The following is a 20,358-nucleotide window of genomic DNA, read 5'->3' on the forward strand; positions in this document are numbered from 1 at the left end:
GCCCCGTTCAGGCCGCTATACCCTCAACGGTCAAGTGCTGCAGGTCGGTACGCTCACTGGCATGTTCGAAGGTGATCGCGCAGACCCCGCCCTGGGCGTCCACATCCAGTGTCGTATTCTCGTCCAGGGAACGGGTCTCGGCCACGTTCTCGCCCCGGAACTCGATATACAGCGTGTCGGTATCCGCGAAGTACTGGAGCTTCATGGCTTGAACCCTAGGGAAACACTGATCAATGTACACGCTCGCGCTCGAGTCGCTTTTGCGTGCGAACAAGGCGCGGTGACCGCCGTGCAGTCATTCTGCACAAGGGAACCGCAACGCCGTGCGCGCGCAAAAGCGGCCGAGCCCCTTCGGGGTTGGCACCCCAGGTTCCCCGATCCTGCGTTGCGGTCCTTGCCGGTAGAACCACTACCGGCTGCGCACCGCGCCTGGTCTCGGAAAACCTGGGGTACCAACGCGAGTGTGTACATTAATCAGTGTTTCCCTAGATCAAAAAAGGCGTTGTGGACCGTCACTCCGTCAGGAAGCAGGACTACCCGAAGATAGCGGCCATCCGCTTCATCGATCCGGGCCCATCGGCGGATACGACCATCGCCTTGCACTTGTTCCCGGATGGGGTGATCGATCGCGGCCTCGATCCATGTGTCCTTGATGATGCGGCGATCGGGCCGCAAACGTACGGTCTCGAAGTAACGTGTTGTCTTCACCGGAACGTCCCTGTTGCCGGTTCATGAACCTCAAGCTTTCGCCAACGTTGTCGAAACGTCAACCACCGGTCAAACCACCTTCGAGTAGCGCCGTCCTTCACGGTGCAAATAGGCGTCGAAGGCCATGGCGATGTTGCGCAGCAGGAGTCGGCCGCGTGGCTGGACCTCCAGGCAGTCGCGGCCGATGGTCACCAGGCCGTCGGCCTCCATCTCGGCCAGGCGGTCCAGGGCATCGCCAAAGGTCTCCCGGAAGTCGATGCCGAATGCGGCCTCGATGCCGCCGAAGTCGACCCTCGAGTGGCACATCAACTCGCTGATCACGGCGCGCCGCAGGCGATCGTCCTCATTCAGCTCGAGGCCGCGGAACACGGGCAGCTGACCCGACGCCAGCCGTTCCTGATAGGCATCGACCTCGCGCAGGTTCTGGCTGTAGCTGTCTCCGATCTTGCCGATGGCGGTCGGCCCCAGCGCGACGAGATCGTATTCCGCGCGCGTCGAGTAGCCCTGGAAGTTTCGCTGCAGCGTGCCCGCGCGCTGGGCGATCGCGAGTTCGTCATCGGGCAGCGCAAAGTGATCCATGCCGATGTACACATACCCCGCGTCGGTCAGACGCTGGATAGTCATCTCGAGGATCGCGAGCCGCTCCGTGGCCGGCGGAAGGTCGCCATCGCGGATCTGGCGCTGCGTCTTGAACAGCTCCGGCAGGTGCGCGTAGTTGTACACGGCCAGCCGCTCCGGACGCAGGTCCAGCACGCGGTCCAGTGTCGCGGAGAACGTGTCCACCGTCTGCAGGGGCAGCCCGTAGATCAGATCCAGGTTGGTCGACGTAAAGCCATGCTCGCGCGCCTGGCGTACCACCTGCGCGGTGACCTCGAACGGCTGGATGCGGTTGACGGCCTTCTGCACGGCGGGATCGACATCCTGCACCCCGACACTGACGCGGTTGAAGCCCAGCGACGCCAGAAGCGGCAGGGTGCCGGGCCGCACGGCACGCGGGTCGATCTCGATGGAGAATTCGCGCTCCGGACCGGTCTCCAGCGTGAAATGCCGGCCCAGGGCCTTCATGACCCGGGTCAGGTCATCGTCGGACAGGTAGGTCGGCGTCCCTCCACCAAAGTGCAGCTGGCGAACCGGTCGCTCCCGATCGAACAGCTCACCCTGCAGGGCGATCTCCTGTTCCAGCGAGTCGAGATAGCTCGTCGCGCGCCGATAATTGCCGGTAATCACCTTGTTGCAGGCACAGTAGAAACACACCGTGTCGCAGAAGGGCACGTGAACATAGAGCGACAGCGGACGCGCCGCCCCTTCGGCATTCGTCGCCCGCGCCACCCGCGCATAGGCCTGCGCGTCGAACCCCTCGTGGAACTGCGGCGCCGTGGGGTAGGACGTGTAGCGAGGGCCGCTCACGTCATAGCGACGCAACACCTCGGGATCGAATACCAGACGCTGTTCCATACGGCTCTCCGCATCGGGAGGGCGGGCCCCTTGCGCCACCCTGACACCCTCACCCTACGCGCCCTCCGGCCGGGTACGGTTGATGTATGTCAAACGTGGCTTCGATCACCGCCGCCATCCGCATCCCGGTCCCGCTGTGCTAGCCTTGCCATCCCAAGACGGCACCCCGATCCCGAGCGCGTATGTCCCCCGACGAATATTGCGAGGAGAAGGCCGCCAAGAGCGGCTCCAGCTTCTACTACGCATTCCGGTTCCTGGAGCCCGACCGGCGCCGAGCGATCACCGCGCTGTACGCGTTCTGCCGCGAGGTGGACGACATCGTCGACGAGGTCAGCGAGGAAAGCGTGGCTCGCACCAAGCTCCAGTGGTGGCGCGAGGAGATCGAGCGCCTGTTCGATCATCAGCCGCGCCACCCGATCACCCAGGCCCTGCAGCCGCATCTGGCGCCGTTCGATCTCAGCCGCGAGTATTTCGACGAGATCATCGACGGCATGCAGATGGACCTCGACTACGACAGCTACCCGGATTTCACCACGCTGTCGCTGTACTGCTACCGCGCGGCCAGCGTGGTCGGGATCCTGTCCGCCCATATCTTCGGCTTCTCGGATCGGCGCACGCTGAAATACGCGCATGACCTGGGGATGGCCCTGCAGCTGACCAACATCCTGCGTGATGTCCACGAGGACGCGATGCGCGGCCGGGTCTACATCCCGATGGACGAGCTGAAAAAGCACGGCGTAAAGCCCGAGGAATTTCAGGTCAATGTCACGGACGACCGCCATCGTGCTCTGTTCGCCGAGCAGGCGGAGCGAGCTCGCCGCTACTACCAGCGCGCGGAGGAGCACCTGCCCGCCGAGGACCGCTACGCCCAGCGCCCGGGCCTGATCATGGCCGCGATCTACCGCACCCTGCTCGACGAGATCGAGGACGACGGCTATCGCGTGCTGGAGCACCGCGTGCGGCTGACCCCGATCCGCAAGCTGTGGATCGCCTGGCGTACCGCGCGCCGCCTGAAGCGCGAATACCGCCGCGCGGGCTGACCCCGCCCGCCCCATGGCCGCCGTTCCTGCCTCGCATCCGGTCGTCGTGCTCGGCGCCGGCTGGGCCGGCCTGACCGCCGCGCTGACCCTGGCCCGGGCCGGCATCGCGGTCCACCTGATCGAGGCCGCCGCCACCGCGGGCGGGCGCGCCCGCAGCCTGAACCGCGATGGCGCCGAACTGGACAACGGCCAGCACGTGCTGGTCGGCGCCTGTCACGCCACCCTGGAACAACTGCGCTCGGTTGGCACCGACCCGGACCGCGCCTTCGCGGCCCTGCCGTTCGGTCTGCGAATGCATGCACCGGGCCGCCCTCACCCCGCCCTGGCCCTGGAACCGCGCTCGCCGCGCCTGCCGGCCCTCGCCGGCGGCCTGTGGAAAAGCCTCGCCGGCACCCCGCTGCACAGACGCCTCCCGGCTCTGCTCGGGGCGGCCTCGATCCTGCATCGGCCACTGGACGAGGATCTCGACGTACTCGAATGGCTGCAGACGCGCCATCAGCCGGACACGCTGATCCGCCAGCTCTGGGAACCGCTGTGCCTCGCGGTCATGAACACGCCGATCCGCAGCGCCTCGGCGCAGATCTTCCAGAACGTGCTGCGTCTGGCCCTGAACCACGGGCCGGACGACGCCCGGCTCCTGATCCCGACCCGGCCACTGGGATCGCTGTATCCGGAACCCGCCCTGCGCGAACTGCGCGAGCGCGGTGCCACGATCGAGACCGGTCGGCGCATTGTGGCCATCGAACCCGGGGGTCCCGAGGCCCGCTACCAGCTGCGCGACCGTAACCATCGCGTCACCTATGCCAACGCGGTGATCCTCGCCACCGCGCCCAGCGCAGCCGCTCGACTCCTGCCCGCAGCCCCCGAGCTGCAGCCCCACCATCGGGCGCTGATGGCCATGGGCGAGCGCAGCATCTGTACGGTCTACCTGCGCTACCCCGACCCCGTCCCGGCACGCCCGCTGCTACAGGGGCTGATCGACCAGCACGGACAATGGCTGATTCCCCGCCGGGTGGCCGGCGAGCCGGACTGGCTGGCCGTCGTGATCTCCACAGCGGACGACCTGCCGGCGATGACGGCGGAGGAGCGCTGGCGTCGCGTCGCGGCAGAACTGGAAAGGACCTTCCCCGAACTGGGAATACCCCAAACCGGTCATGTGGTGTGCGAGAGACGCGCCACCATCGATGCCCGGGTCGATCTGGACGCACTGCGCCCAGTGGCCGGCACCGCCTGGCCCGGACTGTTCCTGGCTGGCGACTATGTGACGCCGGGCCTGCCTTCCACCCTCGAAGCCGCCGTGCGGTCTGGATTAGAATCAGCCCACAAGCTACTGGAGAGCCTGCCTTGACCGATATCGACATCCCCGCCCTGCTGGACTATCGCCCGGAGCCGGGTGCCTTCAACGACCGCGTGATCCTGGTAACCGGCGCGGCTGCGGGCATCGGGCGCGCGATCGCGCAGGCCTGCGCGGCGGCGGGTGCGATCGTCGTGCTGCTGGACAAGGACATCAAGGGGCTGGAGAAGACCTACGACCTGATCGAGCAGGAGGGCCACCCGCAGCCGGCCATCTATCCGCTCAATCTGGAGGGTGCGACGGTCAAGGACTACGGCGACCTGGCCGAGAACATCCGCGATTCCCTCGGGAGGCTGGACGGGCTGGTGCTGCACGCCGGCTGGGCCGGGACGCTGACGCCGATGAAGGGCTACGACCCCGAGCTGTGGTTCAAGGTCATCAACAGCAACCTGCACGGCCCGTTCTTCCTCGCCCAGGCCGTGCTCCCGCTGCTGGAGGCCAGCCCGCACGGCAGCCTGGTCGTCTCCACCCAGGACTGCCGCAAGGCCTTCTGGGGTGCGTTCGGCATGGCCAAGGCCGCGCAGGACGCCATGATCGACATCCTCGCGCGCGAGCACCGCAACGAGAAGCACTTCATCCATGTGAACGGCATCGACACCGGCCCCGTACGCTCGCGCTTCCGCGCCGGCCACTACCCGGCCGAGAACGCCGAGAAGCTGCCACGCCCGGAAGACGTCGTCGGCCCGTACCTCTACCTCCTCGACACCACCGACCCGGAACACACCGGTCTGCACCTGTCGCTGGAGGGCCATGTGCCCGAACCGGCACCCCGCCCGCACCGCCAGCCCCAAGAGGGCTAACCACCGCCCCCTGTAGGAGGCCAGCCCCCTGGCCGATGGGGTTTGTCTGGTATCCAATCGGCCAGAGGGCTGGCCTCCTACAAGACATTACCCCTTCCGACGCAGCAATAATCCCGCAGCGTCTATCCGCGATGCCGGAGAGGCAGAGCGACGCGATGACCGGGGCCGACGGTCATCGCAGCGGGCTGGCGAGGTTACCCCACAACAGCCGGAGTCCCCGAACCAGCCCTCCGCCCCCCGTAGGAGGCCAGCCCCCTGGCCGATCGGGTGTCGGACATGCCCCATCGGCCAGAGGGCTGGCCTCCTACAAAATTCAGGAAGCGGAGGTGGAGTCTACGGACGCTGCGGCCGGTGCTTACCCGGGCGGGATTTGGCCCGGGGCGGGCCCTTCTTCTGGCCGGGCCCGGCCGGGCGGGCGGCGGTCTCCACGCCCTTGTGCTGGGTCTGGAAGGTCTGGCCGCGCTGTTTCAGGGCCTTGCCGCCGCGGGTCACGCGGCCGCCGGTGGCGGCCCTCGCCCCGCCCGTGCCCTGGCCGGTGCCGGCGGGCTGCCAGGTGGGGATCAGGTGATGCTTGCCATTGCCGATCAGATCCGCGCGGCCCATGCGCTTGAGCGCATCGCGCAACAGCGGCCAGTTGTTCGGATCGTGATAGCGCAGGAACGCCTTGTGCAGACGCCGCGCCCGTGCACCGCGCGCGACCGGCACCCGATCCCCCGCCTTGCGCTTGATGCCCCGCAGCGGATCACGCCCGGAGTGCCACATCGCGGTCGCCAGCGCCATCGGGCTCGGCAGAAAGGCCTGCACCTGGTCGGCGCGGAAGTTGTGCCGCTTGAGCCACAGCGCGAGGTTCAGCATGTCCTCGTCCGACGTCCCCGGGTGCGCGGCAATGAAATACGGGATCAGGTACTGCTCCTTGCCCGCCTGTTTCGAGTATTTCTCGAACATCGCCTTGAAGCGGTCGTAGGCACCCATGCCCGGCTTCATCATGCGGGAAAGCGGTCCAGATTCCGTATGTTCCGGCGCAATCTTCAGGTAGCCTCCCACATGGTGGGTGACCAGCTCCTTCACATACTCCGGTGATTCCACAGCCAGGTCGTAGCGCAGGCCCGAGGCGATCAGGATCTTCTTGATCCCGGGCAGCGCCCGTGCCTTGCGGTAGAGGTTCACCAGCGGCGTGTGGTCGGTATCGAGGTTCTTGCAGATGCCGGGATAGACACAGGACAGCCGGCGGCAGTTGCGCTCGATCTCCGGGTCCTTGCAGGCCAGACGGTACATGTTGGCCGTGGGGCCCCCGAGATCGGAGACCACGCCGGTAAAGCCGTCGACCTTGTCGCGGATCTCCTCGATCTCCTTGAGCACGCTCTCCTCGGAACGGCTCTGGATGATGCGGCCCTCGTGCTCGGTGATCGAGCAGAACGTGCAGCCGCCGAAGCAGCCCCGCATGATGTTCACCGAGAAGCGGATCATCTCCCAGGCCGGGATGCGCGCATCGCCATAGGAGGGATGCGGCGCGCGGGCATACGGGAGGTCGAACACCGCATCCATCTCCGCAGTGGTCAGGGGGATCGGCGGCGGGTTCAGCCAGACCTCCTTGTCGCCATGGCGCTGCACGATGGCGCGGGCATTGCCCGGGTTGGTCTCCAGATGCAGCACGCGGGAGGCATGGGCGTACAGCACGGAGTCGCCCTTGACCTGTTCAAAGGCCGGGATGCGGATGACCGTCTGGTCTCGCGGGGTCCCGCGCGGAATGTCGCGGTGGAAGCGAACGACCTGGGCGCCGCCCTCCTCGGTGGCACTTTTCGGTTCCTGCTGCGTTTCGGCGTCGGCACAGGTCGACGGCGACACCATCGCGTAGGGGTCCGGGTTGGCGTCTACCGGCCCCGGGGTATCCACTTCGCTGGAGTCCAGCTCCACATAGCCGCCCGGCACCGCATCGCGCAGGAACGCCGTACCCCGCAGATCGGTGATCTCCCGCGGGTGCTCGCCGGCCGCCACGCGATGGGCCAGCTCGACCAGGGCGCGCTCGGCATTGCCGAACAGCAGGATGTCGGCACGCGCATCCAGCAGCACCGAGCGGCGCACCTTGTCCTGCCAGTAGTCGTAGTGGGCGATGCGGCGCAGGCTCGCCTCGATGCCGCCGGCGACCACCGGCACGTCCTTGTACGCCTCGCGGGCGCGCTGGGCGTAGACGATCACCGCGCGGTCCGGCCGGTGGCCGTGGACATCCCCCGGGGTATAGGCGTCGTTGGAGCGGATCTTCCGGTCAGCCGTGTAGTGGTTGACCATCGAGTCCATGTTGCCGGCGGTGACGCCGAAGAACAGATTGGGGCGCCCCAGCGCGCGGAACGGCTCGGCGGAGGTCCAGTCCGGCTGCGCGATGATGCCGACGCGAAAGCCCTGTGCCTCCAGCAGCCGCCCGATGATCGCCATACCGAAGCTTGGGTGATCGACATAGGCATCCCCCGTGACCAGCACGATGTCGCAGCTGTCCCAGCCGAGGTCGTCCATCTCCTCGCGGGTGGTCGGCAGGAACGGGGCCGTGCCGAAGCGCTTGGCCCAGTAGGGCTTGCGCGCAAACAGCGAAGGCGGGAAATCGGGGACAGCGGACATGGACTCGGGCTCCCGGCGCGGGGCCGGTGGATTCAAACCCGCGCATTACACGCCGGAAACGCCGCCAGATCAAACGGCCCCGGCGCTTGCGGGGCCGAAAGGGATGCCGGACAAACCCCATCGGCCAGAGGCTGGCCTCATACAAGCCATGCCCCCAGGCGGACCGAGGTCAAGGAACACGATAACCAACCCCAAAGCCCTTGAACGCCCCCCTGTAGGAGGCCAGCCCCCTGGCCGATCGTTCGCTCGGCGCGACCGGCCTCAGTAAAGCCTTACGAACAGATCGATCGCCGGCTGCATCGCGCCCCGCCAGCGCTCTTCCAGGCGCGGCTCCCAGCGCGGGTCGATCTCGGCGGCCGTGCGCACCATGCAGTCCAGCCAGATCGGGTACAGATCCGGCTCCACCGGTACACGTCCTTCGCGGGAATGGACCTGCCCCATGCGCTCCATCGTCGATGCCACGAAGCTCTCCCCCTCCGCATAGCTGATCGCCGTCGAGATCGCCTGCCCGAGGGCCCGCTTTTGCTGCGAGAAGTCCGTAGAGGCGAACGCCGCCTTCACCCTCGGGTCGGCCTGCAGGAAGTGTTCGTAAAAGCGCGTCACGAAGTCGCCCGCGCGGCGGCATCGTCCATAACTCTGGTGTACGTCGGAGAAGTCCATGGTCGTCCCTGCCGTAAAGGAGTTGCAAGGATGCAGAATGCGGTGCACGGGCGCATTGAGACAGATCAACCGCCCAGGCTGGCCCAGCCCGTGCCGCACTCGCATCCCTCTCGTCAGGACTTGGGATACACGCCGGCGTACTGAATGCCCGCCAGTTCCGCCAGCCCGCGGTCGAACGTCGTCAGGTCGTTCGGGCCAAAATCCTCCAGACGGTTGTGGCCGCAGGCACGCGCCAGTACACACATCAGCTCCCGCGAGGCCCCCAGGAACCGGCCCAGCCGCTCCCCGCCCTCCCGGGCATCCAGCCGCGCGCGCAGCTTCGGGTCCTGTGTCGCCACGCCCGTCGGGCAGCGGTTCGTGTGGCAGATCCGCGCACCCACGCAGCCGACCGCCTGGATCGCGGCATTGCCCAGCGCAATACCGTCGGCCCCCAGCGCCAAGGCCTTCACGAAGTCCGCGGGTGTGCGCAGCCCGCCCGTAACCAGCAGCGTGACCCGGCCACTGGCGCCATTGGCATCCAGGAAGCGCCGCGCTCGGCCCAGCGCCGGGATCGTGGGCACACTGATGTGGTCGCGCAGCAGCGCGGGCGAAGCCCCGGTACCGCCACCGCGACCATCCAGGATCACGTAGTCCGCCCCCGCCTCCAGGGCAAAGGCCAGATCCGCCTCGATGTGATTGGCCGACAGCTTGAACCCGACGGGAATGCCCCCGGTCTTCTCCCGTACCTCGTCGGCAAAACGGCGGTAGTCCGCGGGCGTCTCGAACCCGTCCAGGCTGGGTGGCGAGAGGGCGTCCTGCCCCACGTCGATCCCGCGCACCCGGGCGATCTCGTCACTCACCTTCGCCCCGGGCAGCACGCCACCCACACCGGTCTTGGCCGCCTGGCCGGCCTTGAAATGCAAGGCCTGCACCTTCGCCAGCACCTCGTCGGAATAGCCAAACCGCGCCGGCCCCAGCTCGAACAAATAGCGCGAGTTCTCCGCCTGTTCGGCATCCAGCATCCCGCCCTCGCCGGAACAGATCCCCGTCCCGGCCTGCGCGGCCCCGCGCGCCAGCGCGATCTTCGCCTCGCGCGACAGCGCCCCAAAGCTCATGTCCGATACCAGCATCGGGATATCCAGCCGCAGCGGCCGCTTCGCCTCGGGCCCGATCACCAGCCCCGTCTCGACCGGGGCCCCATCCGGCAGCGGCCGACTGGCCAGTTGCGCCGCCAGCAGCTGCAGGTCGTCCCAGGTCGGGAGCCGACTGCGCGGCACGCCCATCGCCACGGTTGGCCCGTAATGGCCAACCTCCTCAAGCCCCGAACGGGCCATGCGATGGATCAATTCGACATGCGGCTCCGTCTCGGTATTGCGCGGGTCCGGGGCGTTGTCGCCGTCATCCTCACCGGACCCCTGATCCGCGTCCGGCTCGGTGCCGATATCGTCCTCGTCGAACTGCTGGTGGGTGCCATCACAGTACGGGAGATTGCCCGACTGCTTGCACTGGCACATTAATGCCTCGCCATCTTCCTCCGGGGTCAAGGCGATCGGCTCCAGCCCCGTCCCCGCGTGCGAGCCGTCACAAAACGGCTGGTCCTTGGATCGCCCGCAGCGGCAAAAGTAATACTCCTTCCCCTTCTTCAACTCGACGCCCTTGGGCTCCACCGCCGCGATCTTCGCTCCTGCCATGATTCGCTCCTTGCTCTTGGGGTACTAGGGAAACACTGATCAATGTACACGCTCGCTGCTTCGTCGCTCTTGCGTGCGAACAAGGCGCGGTGACCGCCGTGCAGTCATTCTGCACAAGGGAGCCGCAACGCCGTTCCCGCGCCCGTTTTTGATAACAACGGGCGGCCGAGCCCCCGCTCTCAATAGCTTGTGGGGTTGGCACCCCAGGTTCCCCGATCCTGCGTTGCGCCCCGAATTCATCAAAAACTGGCGGGTAGAACCACCACCCGCTGCACGGCGCGCCTGGTCTCGGAAAACTTGGGGTACCAACGCGAGTGTGTACATTGATCAGTGTTTCCCTGGAGGTCGGTGCAATGCCCCTGTGACAATTGTGCCGCCGGAAATTTCCCGTGCCGTTCGCGACAGCAGCCTTTATCATGGGCACAAACGCCACCGGGAGACCCGATGAGCCCCTCCGACCACCGCCACACCCGCCGCGACTACACGCACAGCGAACTCCATCGCCGTGACCTGCTCGACAACCCCCTGACCCTGCTTGACCAGTGGCTGCAGGATGCGCGCGACGCCGGCAACCCGGACCCCACTGCAATGATCCTCGCCACGGCCGACGCCGACGGCCAGCCCTCCGCACGCACCGTGCTGCTGAAGCACGTCGAGGGCGAAGATCTCTGCTGGTATACCGACTCCCGCAGCCGCAAAGGCCAGGACCTCACCGAGAACCCGCGCGCCGCGCTCCTGTTTTACTGGCCCGAAACCGAGCGCCAGATCCGCGTGGAAGGCAGCGTGACCGCTCTCCCCGGCGAGGCGGCCGACGAATACTTTGCCCAGCGCCCGCGCGCCAGTCAGCTGGCCGCTGCCGCCTCCATCCAGAGCCAGCCCATCGGCACGCGCACCGACCTCGAAGGCCGCGTCCACGCCCTGGAACAGCAATACCCCGAAGGCGCGATTCCCCGCGACCCCGCCTGGATCGGCTACCGCCTGCAGCCCGAGCTGTTCGAATTCTGGCAGGGCCGGGCCGGCCGCCTGCACGACCGCTTCCAGTACCACCGGGGGAGCGATGGCTGGGAAATCACCCGCCTGATGCCCTGACCCGCTACCGCTAAAGCCTCCGAATCTGCTAGGATTCGCTCCGCCGTCGCGGCTCGACCCCGCACGGTGCAGCAATTCGGAGAGGTGCCGGAGTGGTCGAACGGGGCGGTCTCGAAAACCGTTGTACTCTCGCGAGTACCGAGGGTTCGAATCCCTCCCTCTCCGCCAGATTTTCGCAAAGGGGCTTCGTATGGCCCCTTTTGCATGTATAACCCCTGAGGTACGGGGATTCGAACCCGAAGAATTAGACACGATGGTTCGACTGGCAGCGCGCAGCGATGCCAGAACGTCACCGCTGGTGACGGCCCGCAGGGCGAGGCGCGCTGCGCCGAGTAATCCCTCCCTCTCCGCCAAGTTCAGCATGGGGGCCTATATGGCCCCTTTTGCATTTCTAGCCCCCAGCATTCCGGGATTCGAACCCGAGGAATCAGAAAAGATGGGTCGACCGGTGGCGCGTCGCGACACCGGAACGCCGCAGCGCAGCGAAGGCGGCCCGAAGGGCGGCGACAACGTCGCCGTAATCCCTCCCTCTCCGCCAGATTCAAGCAAGGGGGCCCAAGTGGCCCCTTTCGCACGTCTGGCCCCTGAGGCGTCGGGATTCGAACCCGAGGGATAGAAAATGATGGTTCGACTGGCAGCCTGCAGCGATGCCAGAACGTCGCCTCAGGCGACGACCCGCAGGGCGAGGCACATCGTGCCGAGTAATCCCTCCCTCTCCGCCATTTCCCAGGGTTTTCACGCATCGGCCGCCACCGCCACTAGTAGGGTGCGGTTGAGCCCCGCGAAACGCACCTTCGCCCAAGCCGAGCGAAACCCCGATGTGATTCGCTTGGCTCATCACATCCTACGACGCTCTCCGTGCCCAAGGATTTGAACCCACGACATCATCACGATGGTTCGACCGGTGGCGCGTAGCGACACCGGAACGCCGCAGCGAAGCGAAGGCGGCCTGCAGGGCGAGGCACAACCTGCCGGGACCCTTGCACCGCATAGGGCAAGACGGTATCTACGACGCTACTGATTGAAGCGCGCGTTCGTTCGCGGCCCAGTGCCTCCCCGCTAAGCGATACCCATCACCTCCACGATGTTGCACCCCCCAACAAAAAAGGGTTAGGCCCGCATGGACCTAACCCTTTGATAATGCTGGTGGGCGGTACTAGGTTCGAACTAGTGACCCCTGCCGTGTGAAGGCAGTGCTCTACCGCTGAGCTAACCGCCCAGAACGGCGGCAAGATTACGTCTACCGGTGTTCGGCGTCAAGCGAGAATGGTTGCCACGAGAGTAAATCCGACGCAGCGCCGTAGGATGTGATGAGCAAAGCGAATCACATCGGGTTTCGCTCGGCTTGGGCAAAGGTGCGTTTCGCGGGGCTCAGCCGCACCCTACGAGTCGCGGTGGCCGCCAAATCGCGTCCCACACAATCCACCGACGCGCTAGCGCGTTCAAGCGTGAAGAAACAGGGAAATGGCGGAGGGGGTGGGATTTGAACCCACGAGGGACGTGAATCCCTGCCGGTTTTCAAGACCGGTGCATTCAACCACTCTGCCACCCCTCCGGTGGCCGGCATTCTCCGGGATGCGGGGCAGGCTGACAATGGGCCAGCCCATTCCGTCCTTCACAAACGCTGGGTCTCCTCGGCGAGCCGTCGCAGTTCTGCTGCCCGGTCATCGGGCACCTGCCGCCAGGAAAAGCGCCAGAGCCAGTTCCCATCTTCCATGGTGCCGGGGCGATTCATGCGGGCCCGCGTGTCCAGGGCCAGTGCGTCCTGCATGGGCAGGATCGCCAGCTGGGCCACCGAGCGATAGGCGGCACGGATCATCGGCCACGGCATTTCCTCGGCCGCACCCTCGTTCAGCGTATTGACGACATGCTCCTGCATCTCCGGCGTGAGCGAGTGAAACCAGCCAAGGGTGGTGTCGTTGTCATGTGTGCCGGTGTAGACGGCACTGGCATCGTCATGGTTGGCCGGAAGGTACGGGTTGTCCTCGCCGCCCTCGAAGGCGAACTGCAGGATGCGCATGCCCGGCAGGTCGAAATGGTCGCGCAGCGCCGTGACTTCGGGCGTGATCACGCCGAGATCCTCGGCCAGCAGCGGTAGCGTGCCCAGCTCGTCCTGCAGATGCCGGAAGAACGGCTCGCCCGGGCCCGGCACCCAGCGGCCGTTGGTCGCGTCGGGCTCCTCGGCTGGGATCCCCCAGCTCGCCTCGAACCCGCGGAAATGGTCGATGCGTACTGCGTCCGCCGTCTCCAGCGCCCAGCGCATGCGCTCGATCCACCAGCGGTAACCGGTGGCCTCCAGCCGGTCCCAGCGATACTGGGGATTGCCCCAGCGCTGCCCGGTCGCGGAGAAGTAGTCGGGGGGCACGCCCGCGACGGTTAGCGGATGCCCGGTCTCGTCCAGGTCGAACAGGTCGCGATGCGCCCAGACATCGGCCGAGTCGTGCGCCACGAAGATCGGCATGTCACCCAGGATCAGAATATCCAGATCCTTCGCCTGGCGGCGCAGGTCGTGCCACTGGTCGAAAAACACGAACTGGGCAAAGCGCACCCGTTCCAGCTCGTCCTGCGCCTCGGCATCGAGCCGTTCCAGTGCGTCCGCGTCGCGATCACGCAGATCCGGCGACCACTCCCACCAGGGCCGTCCTTCCTCCCGTGCCCGGATCACCACAAAGCGGGCATAGTCATCCAGCCAGACGGAGCCCTGCTCCTGACAGAATCGCTGATAGGCCTCCCGCCAAACCGCGGGCGTGTCATGCAACCGGGCATGCGCCCGCGCCAGCATCGCCGCCCCGGTGCCGCTGTCCGCCGAGAGTCCCACACGCTCGGCCAGCAACCGGGGATCGATCAGGCGCGTATCGCCGGCAAAGGCGGAGATGCTCGCGTAGGGCGAACCGTCCTCATGCGGGGGGTGCAGCGGCAGAATCTGCCAAAGAGCAAATCCTGCGCGACGGGCCCAGTCGAGGAAGGCGTAGGCTTCGCCCCCCAGGGTCCCGACCGGCTCGGAGCCGGGCAACGAGGTAGGATGCAGCAGCACCCCCGCTCGTCGCCTCTGCATCAGGGGGTTGGCGTGTTTCTCGCCAACCATCAGCCCGTCTGGCCCATGCGCATCGTGCCACCGGCAGCCGGATCGCCACTGCCGACGGACAGCACCTCTCCAAGGGACTCGGGAACGTTGAGATTGGCAAGCTGATAAAGCCGCGCCAGGTGCCGGCGATAAAGCTGCTCGAAGTCACTGACCGAACCGGCGGGATTGTACTCCCCGAACCACCAGCACCAGTCCGAGCCTTCGCAGATGGCCAGCTGCTCGCGCAATTCCGGCGTGTCCAGCGAGGGGTCCTCGTCCACCGCCTGGTCAACGGCCTCGCGGGCCTCGATCAGACTGTCCCACCCCCGGTTCTTGTCCGGATCGCCGATCCAGGTCGAGAACGTGCCGTATACCCAACTACCGGCGACCAGCTCTGGCAACTCGCCCCGGTCGCGCCCCTTTCCACTGCGCCGGCAGATATCGTAGAAGGTGCAGAGATTCAGGTCGGTGTGATTCGCGAGACGCTCGTACAGCGCACTCAGGAAATAGTAGCCGTTCTCCGGGTAGTACTCCCAGGCGTTCTCGCCATCCAGGACCACCGAAACCACCCCACCCTTCGGCGATACGGCGGCGATGTTCTCCAGGTGATGGATGAAATCGCCTACCGCGTCATCCGCATGCCACTCCGCATACTGGAAGCCGATGGCATCGGAGAGACCGTCATCGCGGAAGAACAGCTCGATCTTGCTTCCTTTGAGCTGATAGGGCCGGTGCAGCCAGCCCTCCTCCTCGGCCGACCCCGTATTGGACTCGGCCGTTTCGCCCGCGGCCGCCAGGCTGTTGGCGAGCACGGTCTGGCCACTGGCCGTCCAGCACAGCTTGTACTCATCCAGCAAGCGGATGGTGGCCTCGCTCAGGCTCCCTTCGGACGGCCAGCACCCGCGCGGGCGAAAGCCGAAATGCTTCTCGAACACCTCCAGGCCGCGCTCGATATGCCAACGCACGCGGGCCTCGCCGTCGGGATAGGCAGGGGCTGCGGGCAGCTCCATCTCCGGCATGGCCTCGCGGGCAGAGGCCAGGTCGATCATCAGCGGCATGATCGGGTGCGCATAAGGGCTGAACGCGAGCTCCACCCGGCCGCTGTCCGCCAGCTCACGATAGCGCGGCAGGATGCCCTTGACCTCGTCGCGGATGAGGGTCAGAAGACGCTGGCGCATGCCACGCGCAAAGTTCGTGTCGGTCTTCAGCCAGCCCTGCACCTCGGGGTAGGCGCGCCGGATCGTCTCGCCCAGCCAGGCCAGGTGGTAGCAGGTCGCCAGATCCTGGAAGAAGCGCGCGTCCAGATGCCCCAGAAGCAGCGGTTCCTCCAGCGCCTTGCGGGCGATATCGGCGAGGCGCTGGAACAGCGGAAACGGCTCGATCATGCGCGGGGCATGCGCCCGCAGGCACACCCGCAGAATCTCCTGGCGCTGCGCCGGATCCGTCGGCACCACATCCATGTGCAGCAGATCCAGCACCGGATCGCCCACCGGCCGGTGCTCGCGCACGCAGGCATCGAGACGCTCGCCATAGTCCGCCAGCTGCTCCAGCAGGATCGGTGCAAAGTTGACCACCGCGCGCGCCTTCGGGCAGGCCTCCAGGTGGGCGGCCATGTCCGTGTAGTCCTTCAGCGCATGGAGGTACGTCCAGGGCAGGGCGTATTCACCCGCGCCGCTCTCGAAATACTGCGGCTGGTGCATGTGCCAGCACAGCACCACATCGAGCTTGGGTGGGGTAGGCACCAGAGCGGTTCTAGCGGACATGGTGTGTAGCCTGCCCGAGCATCTCGGGCGTTATCACCCGCACGCCTTCGGGCGAGATGTAATAGTCACGGGCGTCTGCCTCGTCATCCACGCCGATCTGGGTCCCGTCCGGTATCTTGCAGCCCTTGTCGATCACCGCCTTCTGGATCACGCAGTCCTCACCCACCGTCACGCTGGGCAGGATCACCGAGTCCTCCATCGTCGATCCGGCATTCACCTGCACGTTGGAGAACAACAGCGAGTGGCGGATCGTGCTGCCCGAGATGATGCATCCGCCCGAGACCATGGAGTCGATCGCCATGCCGCGCCGGTCGTCGTCGTCAAACACGAACTTGGCCGGCGGCAGCTGCTCCTGGTAGGTCCAGATCGGCCAGTCGGAGTCGTACAGGTTCAGCTCCGGCGTCACGCCGATCAGCTCGAGGTTCGCCTGCCAGTAGGAGTCGATCGTCCCCACATCGCGCCAGTAGCCCTGGCGCACGCCCTGTTCGTCGCGGAACGGATAGGCCATCACCTGATAGCGCTCGATGATGTCGGGGATGATGTCCTTGCCGAAGTCATGCGTGGAGAACGTGTCGTCCGCATCCTTGATCAGCTGCTCGAACAAGAAATCCCTGTTGACCACATAGATCCCCATCGAGGCCAGCGAGTGCGTGCTCTTGCCCGGGATACTCGGAGGGTCCTCCGGCTTCTCCGCAAACGAGGTGATGCGGCCGGCGGCATCCACCCCCATCACCCCGAACGCCTTCGCCCGGTCGCGCTCCACCTCCAGGCAACCGACCGTCATGTCCGCCCCGCTCTCCACGTGGAAGGCGATCATCTGGCCGTAGTCCATCTTGTAGATATGGTCGCCGGCCAGGATCAGCACATACCGCGGCTCGTGCTGCCGGATGATGTCGATGTTCTGATAGACCGCGTCCGCCGTCCCCTGGTACCAGGATGTCTCGATGCGCTGCTGCGCCGGCAGCAGCTCGATAAACTCGCCGAACTCCCCGCGCAGGAAGCTCCAGCCGCGCTGGATATGCTGGATCAGCGAATGCGCCTTGTACTGCGTCAGCACCGCGACCTGACGGATGCCCGAGTTGATACAGTTGGACAAGGGGAAGTCGATGATGCGGAATTTGCCGCCAAACGGCACGGCCGGCTTGGCCCGCCAGAGCGTCAGCTGCTTCAGCCGCGAACCCCGCCCACCGGCAAGGATCAGGGCCAGAGTCTCGCGAGTCAGACGGCTAACAAAACGTTGCGGTTGCGGATTCATGCACCCATCCTTGCGTTAAAGACCAATCGGGGCCGTGGGCCCAACCCAACACAGAGTGTGATTCGAGTATGACAACAGCATCCAGCAAATGCATCACACCCGTCGCCGATACCCTGGCGCGTTTGCCGGAGGCCCGCCTCCATGATCCGCACAGCGTCCTGGGGCTCCATGCGCTGGATCAAGAGACTGCCTGCTACCGTGCTTGGCTGCCGCATGCGAGTGAGGTCTGGATCACACTTTCAGAAGGCCCCAACCTGCCGCTCGTCGCGAGTACCAGAATCCCCGGACTCTTCACCTGGCAGGGCCAGGGCGATGCCCTCCCCGCACACCCGGAGCTCCACTGGACCCCCGAGGGCGGCACGGACACGTTACGCACCATCGACCCCTGGAGCTTCGCCCCGGACATCCCCGGGTTCGACCGCCACCTGTTTTCCGAAGGCCGCCACTGGCACGCCCACCGGATACTCGGCGCCCACCCGCAGACCCGCGATGGCATCGACGGTGTGCGCTTCGCCGTCTGGGCGCCGAACGCCGAGCGCGCCTCCGTCGTCGGCGACTTCAACCGCTGGGACGGCCGCTGCCACCCGATGACCGTGCATCCGGGCAGCGGGATCTGGGAGCTTTTCATTCCCGGGTTGGACCACGACACGCTCTACAAATTCGAGATCCGCAACCGCGACCACGGCACCATCCACGTCCGCACCGACCCCTACGCCCGCGCCTACCAGCTGCGCCCGGACACAGCCGCCCGCATCCAGCCGCAAAGCGACTACACCTGGGGCGACGAGGACTGGCTGCACAACCGTGACCCCGAGGGCTGGAAACACCGCCCGATGAGCATCTACGAGGTGCACCTGGGCTCCTGGCAGCGCAGCCCCGAGGGGCAGTGGCCGAACTACCGCGAGCTGGCCGAACGCCTCGTGCCCTATGCCCGCGACATGGGCTTCACCCATCTCGAGCTGCTGCCGATCACCGAGCACCCGTTCGACGGCTCCTGGGGCTATCAGAGCACCGGCTTTTTCGCCCCCACCTCGCGCTTTGGCGACCCGGACGACTTTCGCTACTTCGTCGACCAGGCCCACCAGGCCGGCCTCGGCGTGCTGCTCGACTGGGTACCCGGCCACTTCCCGCGCGACGAGTTCGCGCTCGCCCGCTTCGACGGCACCGCGCTGTACGAACACGAAGACCCGCGCATCGGCGAACACCGCGGCTGGGGCACGCTGATCTTCAACTACTCCCGCCCCGAGGTGCGCAACTTCCTGCTCTCCAGCGCGCTGTGCTGGGTCGAGGATTTCCACATCGACGGCCTGCGCGTCGACGCCGTCGCCTCCATGCTCTACCGCGACTACGACCGCGAGCCGCACGACTGGCTGCCCAACATCCACGGCGGCAACGAAAACCTGGAGGCGATCGACTTCCTGCGCCACCTGAACGAGACCGTGCAGACCACACACCCGGGCGTGGTGATGATCGCCGAGGAATCCACCGCCTGGCCCGGCGTCAGCCGCCCGCCGTCCATGGGCGGGCTCGGCTTCACCATGAAATGGAACATGGGCTGGATGCACGACACCCTGACCTACTTCGGCATGGACCCGATCTACCGCCACTACCACCACAACCAGCTCACCTTCGGCCAGATCTACGCCTACAGCGAGAACTTCGTCCTGCCCTTCTCCCACGACGAAGTCGTGCACGGCAAACGCAGCCTGCGCGGCCGCATGCCCGGCAACGAATGGGAACAGCACGCCAACCTGCGCCTGCTCTATGCCTGGCAGTGGCTCTACCCCGGCAAGAAGCTCCTGTTCATGGGCCAGGAATTCGGCCAGGGCCCCGAGTGGTCCGAGGACCGCGAACTGGACTGGTACGTCCTGCAATACCCGCTGCACCAGGGCCTGCAGCAGCTCGTGCGCGACCTCAACCGCGTCTACCGCGACCACGCCGCCCTGCACGGCCGCGAATTCGAGCCCGACGGCTTCTCCTGGCTGGACTGCAACGACGCCTCGCACTCCACCCTCAGCTTCCTGCGCCGCGACAACCACGGCCGGGAATGCGTCGTCGTGCTCAACCTCACCCCCATCGAACGCGGCGCCCACCCGGTGCCCGCCCCGCGCCCCGGCCCGTGGCGCGTCGTCCTCAACACCGACGCCCAGGCCTACGGCGGCGACTCCCGCGGCCCCGCCCACGCCCACGCCGAACCCATCGAGCGCAACGGCCACCCCGCCACACTCTACCTCCACCTGCCGCCGCTGACCGCCCTCCTCCTGGAGCCCGCCGATTGATCGCACGCTGCTACCGGAAAGGCCCAAATCGGCCAGGGGGCTGGCCTCCTACAGGAGGTGTCGGCTCGTTGTAGGAGCGCAGCCCCCTGCGCGATGCGGCGCCGGACATAACCCCCATCGGCTAAAACGCTACCCACCTACATGGCGCCGCCCCGCCCCTGTATGTGCTGGTCTAATTTTCGTGGACACCTCGATCGGTGGAATGATTGGGATCTGATCGAGGAGACGATATGGGACGCAGGAATTTTGATCCGGAGTACAAGCTTCGGGTGGCCCGGATGGTGGTGGATGAGGGCCAGAGTGTGCCGCAAGTGGTGCGGGACACCGGGGTCGGCGAGACGGCCGTTCGACGCTGGGTCGAGCAGCTCAAAGCGGATCGCGCTGGAGAAGCCGGCGACGGCCGGCCCCTGACGCCGGAGCAGCGGCGGATCCGGGAGCTGGAGGAAGAGAACCGTCGGCTGCGGGAGGACAAGGCCATCCTAAAAAAGGCCTCGGCCTTCTTCGCCCGGGAACTGAAGTGATGCATCGCTGCATCAGGGTCCTGACGGAGAAGGCTTCGGTGCAGCGGGTCTGCGATCTGCTGGAGGCGAGCCGTTCGGGCTACTACGCGG

The 20,358-nt window shown here is 66.3% G+C and carries 15 protein-coding genes, 3 tRNA genes and 2 other RNA genes; 9 read left to right on the plus strand and 11 right to left on the minus strand.

Going from position 1 to position 20,358, the window contains the following annotated elements:
• Nucleotides 1–7: 7 nt before the first annotated feature.
• The 3 genes from C995_RS0108430 to hemN form a co-directional block, all read right to left on the minus strand.
• Nucleotides 8–205 (minus strand): DUF2283 domain-containing protein, encoded by a 198-nt coding sequence (locus C995_RS0108430; protein WP_018864520.1) that lies wholly within the window; start codon nt 203–205, stop codon nt 8–10.
• Between the two features lie 269 nt (nt 206–474).
• Nucleotides 475–708: a hypothetical protein gene (locus C995_RS13985; RefSeq protein ID WP_081618883.1), complete on the minus strand. Its 234-nt coding sequence runs from the start codon at nt 706–708 to the stop codon at nt 475–477.
• Between the two features lie 69 nt (nt 709–777).
• Nucleotides 778–2,163 (minus strand): oxygen-independent coproporphyrinogen III oxidase, encoded by a 1,386-nt coding sequence (gene hemN / locus C995_RS0108435; RefSeq protein ID WP_018864521.1) that lies wholly within the window; start codon nt 2,161–2,163, stop codon nt 778–780.
• A 182-nt stretch (nt 2,164–2,345) separates the two neighbouring features.
• Here hemN and hpnD point away from each other — a divergent pair, with 182 nt between their 5' ends.
• From hpnD to C995_RS0108450, 3 genes are read left to right on the plus strand one after another with little or no spacing between them, the layout of a single operon-like run.
• Complete coding sequence (hpnD, locus tag C995_RS0108440) at nt 2,346–3,203, plus strand: presqualene diphosphate synthase HpnD (protein WP_018864522.1); 858 nt, start codon at nt 2,346–2,348, stop codon at nt 3,201–3,203.
• A 13-nt stretch (nt 3,204–3,216) separates the two neighbouring features.
• Complete coding sequence (gene hpnE, locus C995_RS0108445) at nt 3,217–4,551, plus strand: hydroxysqualene dehydroxylase HpnE (RefSeq protein ID WP_018864523.1); 1,335 nt, start codon at nt 3,217–3,219, stop codon at nt 4,549–4,551.
• Nucleotides 4,548–5,357: an SDR family NAD(P)-dependent oxidoreductase gene (locus tag C995_RS0108450; RefSeq protein WP_018864524.1), complete on the plus strand. Its 810-nt coding sequence runs from the start codon at nt 4,548–4,550 to the stop codon at nt 5,355–5,357. Before hpnE ends, C995_RS0108450 begins: the two co-directional genes overlap by 4 nt.
• Before the next feature lie 333 nt (nt 5,358–5,690).
• Here C995_RS0108450 and C995_RS0108455 read toward each other — a convergent pair whose 3' ends face one another.
• The 3 genes from C995_RS0108455 to C995_RS0108465 all read right to left on the minus strand — a co-directional run bounded on the left by C995_RS0108455 (nt 5,691) and on the right by C995_RS0108465 (nt 10,297).
• On the minus strand, nt 5,691–7,967 hold the full coding sequence (locus C995_RS0108455) for a YgiQ family radical SAM protein (protein ID WP_018864525.1): 2,277 nt from the start codon (nt 7,965–7,967) through the stop codon (nt 5,691–5,693).
• A gap of 261 nt (nt 7,968–8,228) precedes the next feature.
• Complete coding sequence (locus C995_RS0108460; RefSeq protein ID WP_018864526.1) at nt 8,229–8,627, minus strand: globin; 399 nt, start codon at nt 8,625–8,627, stop codon at nt 8,229–8,231.
• A 113-nt stretch (nt 8,628–8,740) separates the two neighbouring features.
• Nucleotides 8,741–10,297 carry a glutamate synthase-related protein gene (locus C995_RS0108465; RefSeq protein ID WP_018864527.1) on the minus strand — a complete coding sequence of 519 codons (1,557 nt, stop codon included), beginning with the start codon at nt 10,295–10,297 and terminating at the stop codon, nt 8,741–8,743.
• Between the two features lie 444 nt (nt 10,298–10,741).
• Between C995_RS0108465 and pdxH the strand changes: the two genes are divergently transcribed.
• The 4 genes from pdxH to C995_RS13995 all read left to right on the plus strand — a co-directional run bounded on the left by pdxH (nt 10,742) and on the right by C995_RS13995 (nt 12,108).
• The gene (gene pdxH / locus C995_RS0108470) at nt 10,742–11,386 is read left to right on the plus strand and encodes a pyridoxamine 5'-phosphate oxidase (RefSeq protein ID WP_018864528.1); all 645 of its coding nucleotides are present in this window, start codon (nt 10,742–10,744) and stop codon (nt 11,384–11,386) included.
• 78 nt (nt 11,387–11,464) lie between these two features.
• Nucleotides 11,465–11,554: transfer RNA gene (locus C995_RS0108475), tRNA-Ser, on the plus strand.
• A 54-nt stretch (nt 11,555–11,608) separates the two neighbouring features.
• Nucleotides 11,609–11,739: non-coding RNA, RtT sRNA (locus C995_RS13990), on the plus strand.
• Nucleotides 11,740–11,977: 238 nt separating this feature from the next.
• A non-coding RNA gene (locus tag C995_RS13995) (RtT sRNA) lies at nt 11,978–12,108 on the plus strand.
• Nucleotides 12,109–12,530: 422 nt separating this feature from the next.
• On the opposite strand, the gene C995_RS0108480 is transcribed toward C995_RS13995, so the two are convergent.
• The 5 genes from C995_RS0108480 to glgC form a co-directional block, all read right to left on the minus strand.
• Nucleotides 12,531–12,605 (minus strand) — tRNA-Val (locus tag C995_RS0108480).
• Nucleotides 12,606–12,851: 246 nt separating this feature from the next.
• Nucleotides 12,852–12,941 (minus strand) — tRNA-Ser (locus C995_RS0108485).
• A 60-nt stretch (nt 12,942–13,001) separates the two neighbouring features.
• Entirely contained in the window at nt 13,002–14,471 is a 1,470-nt protein-coding gene (gene malQ / locus C995_RS0108490; RefSeq protein WP_026279038.1) for a 4-alpha-glucanotransferase, read from the minus strand.
• Entirely contained in the window at nt 14,471–16,150 is a 1,680-nt protein-coding gene (locus tag C995_RS0108495) for a glycoside hydrolase family 57 protein (protein WP_156015502.1), read from the minus strand. The genes malQ and C995_RS0108495 overlap by 1 nt, the downstream gene beginning before the upstream one ends.
• Before the next feature lie 52 nt (nt 16,151–16,202).
• The gene (gene glgC / locus C995_RS0108500; RefSeq protein WP_018864531.1) at nt 16,203–17,468 is read right to left on the minus strand and encodes a glucose-1-phosphate adenylyltransferase; all 1,266 of its coding nucleotides are present in this window, start codon (nt 17,466–17,468) and stop codon (nt 16,203–16,205) included.
• Between the two features lie 68 nt (nt 17,469–17,536).
• On the opposite strand from glgC, the gene glgB reads away from it, so the two are divergent.
• On the plus strand, nt 17,537–19,747 hold the full coding sequence (gene glgB / locus C995_RS0108505) for a 1,4-alpha-glucan branching protein GlgB (protein WP_026279040.1): 2,211 nt from the start codon (nt 17,537–17,539) through the stop codon (nt 19,745–19,747).
• Between the two features lie 230 nt (nt 19,748–19,977).
• Nucleotides 19,978–20,268, plus strand: coding sequence for an IS3 family transposase (locus tag C995_RS0108510; protein WP_018864533.1), 291 nt, complete (start codon nt 19,978–19,980; stop codon nt 20,266–20,268).
• The last annotated feature ends 90 nt before the right edge of the window (nt 20,269–20,358 follow it).

This window comes from Thioalkalivibrio sp. ARh3 (assembly GCF_000377265.1).
Classification (GTDB): Bacteria; Pseudomonadota; Gammaproteobacteria; order Ectothiorhodospirales; family Ectothiorhodospiraceae; genus Thioalkalivibrio; species Thioalkalivibrio thiocyanoxidans.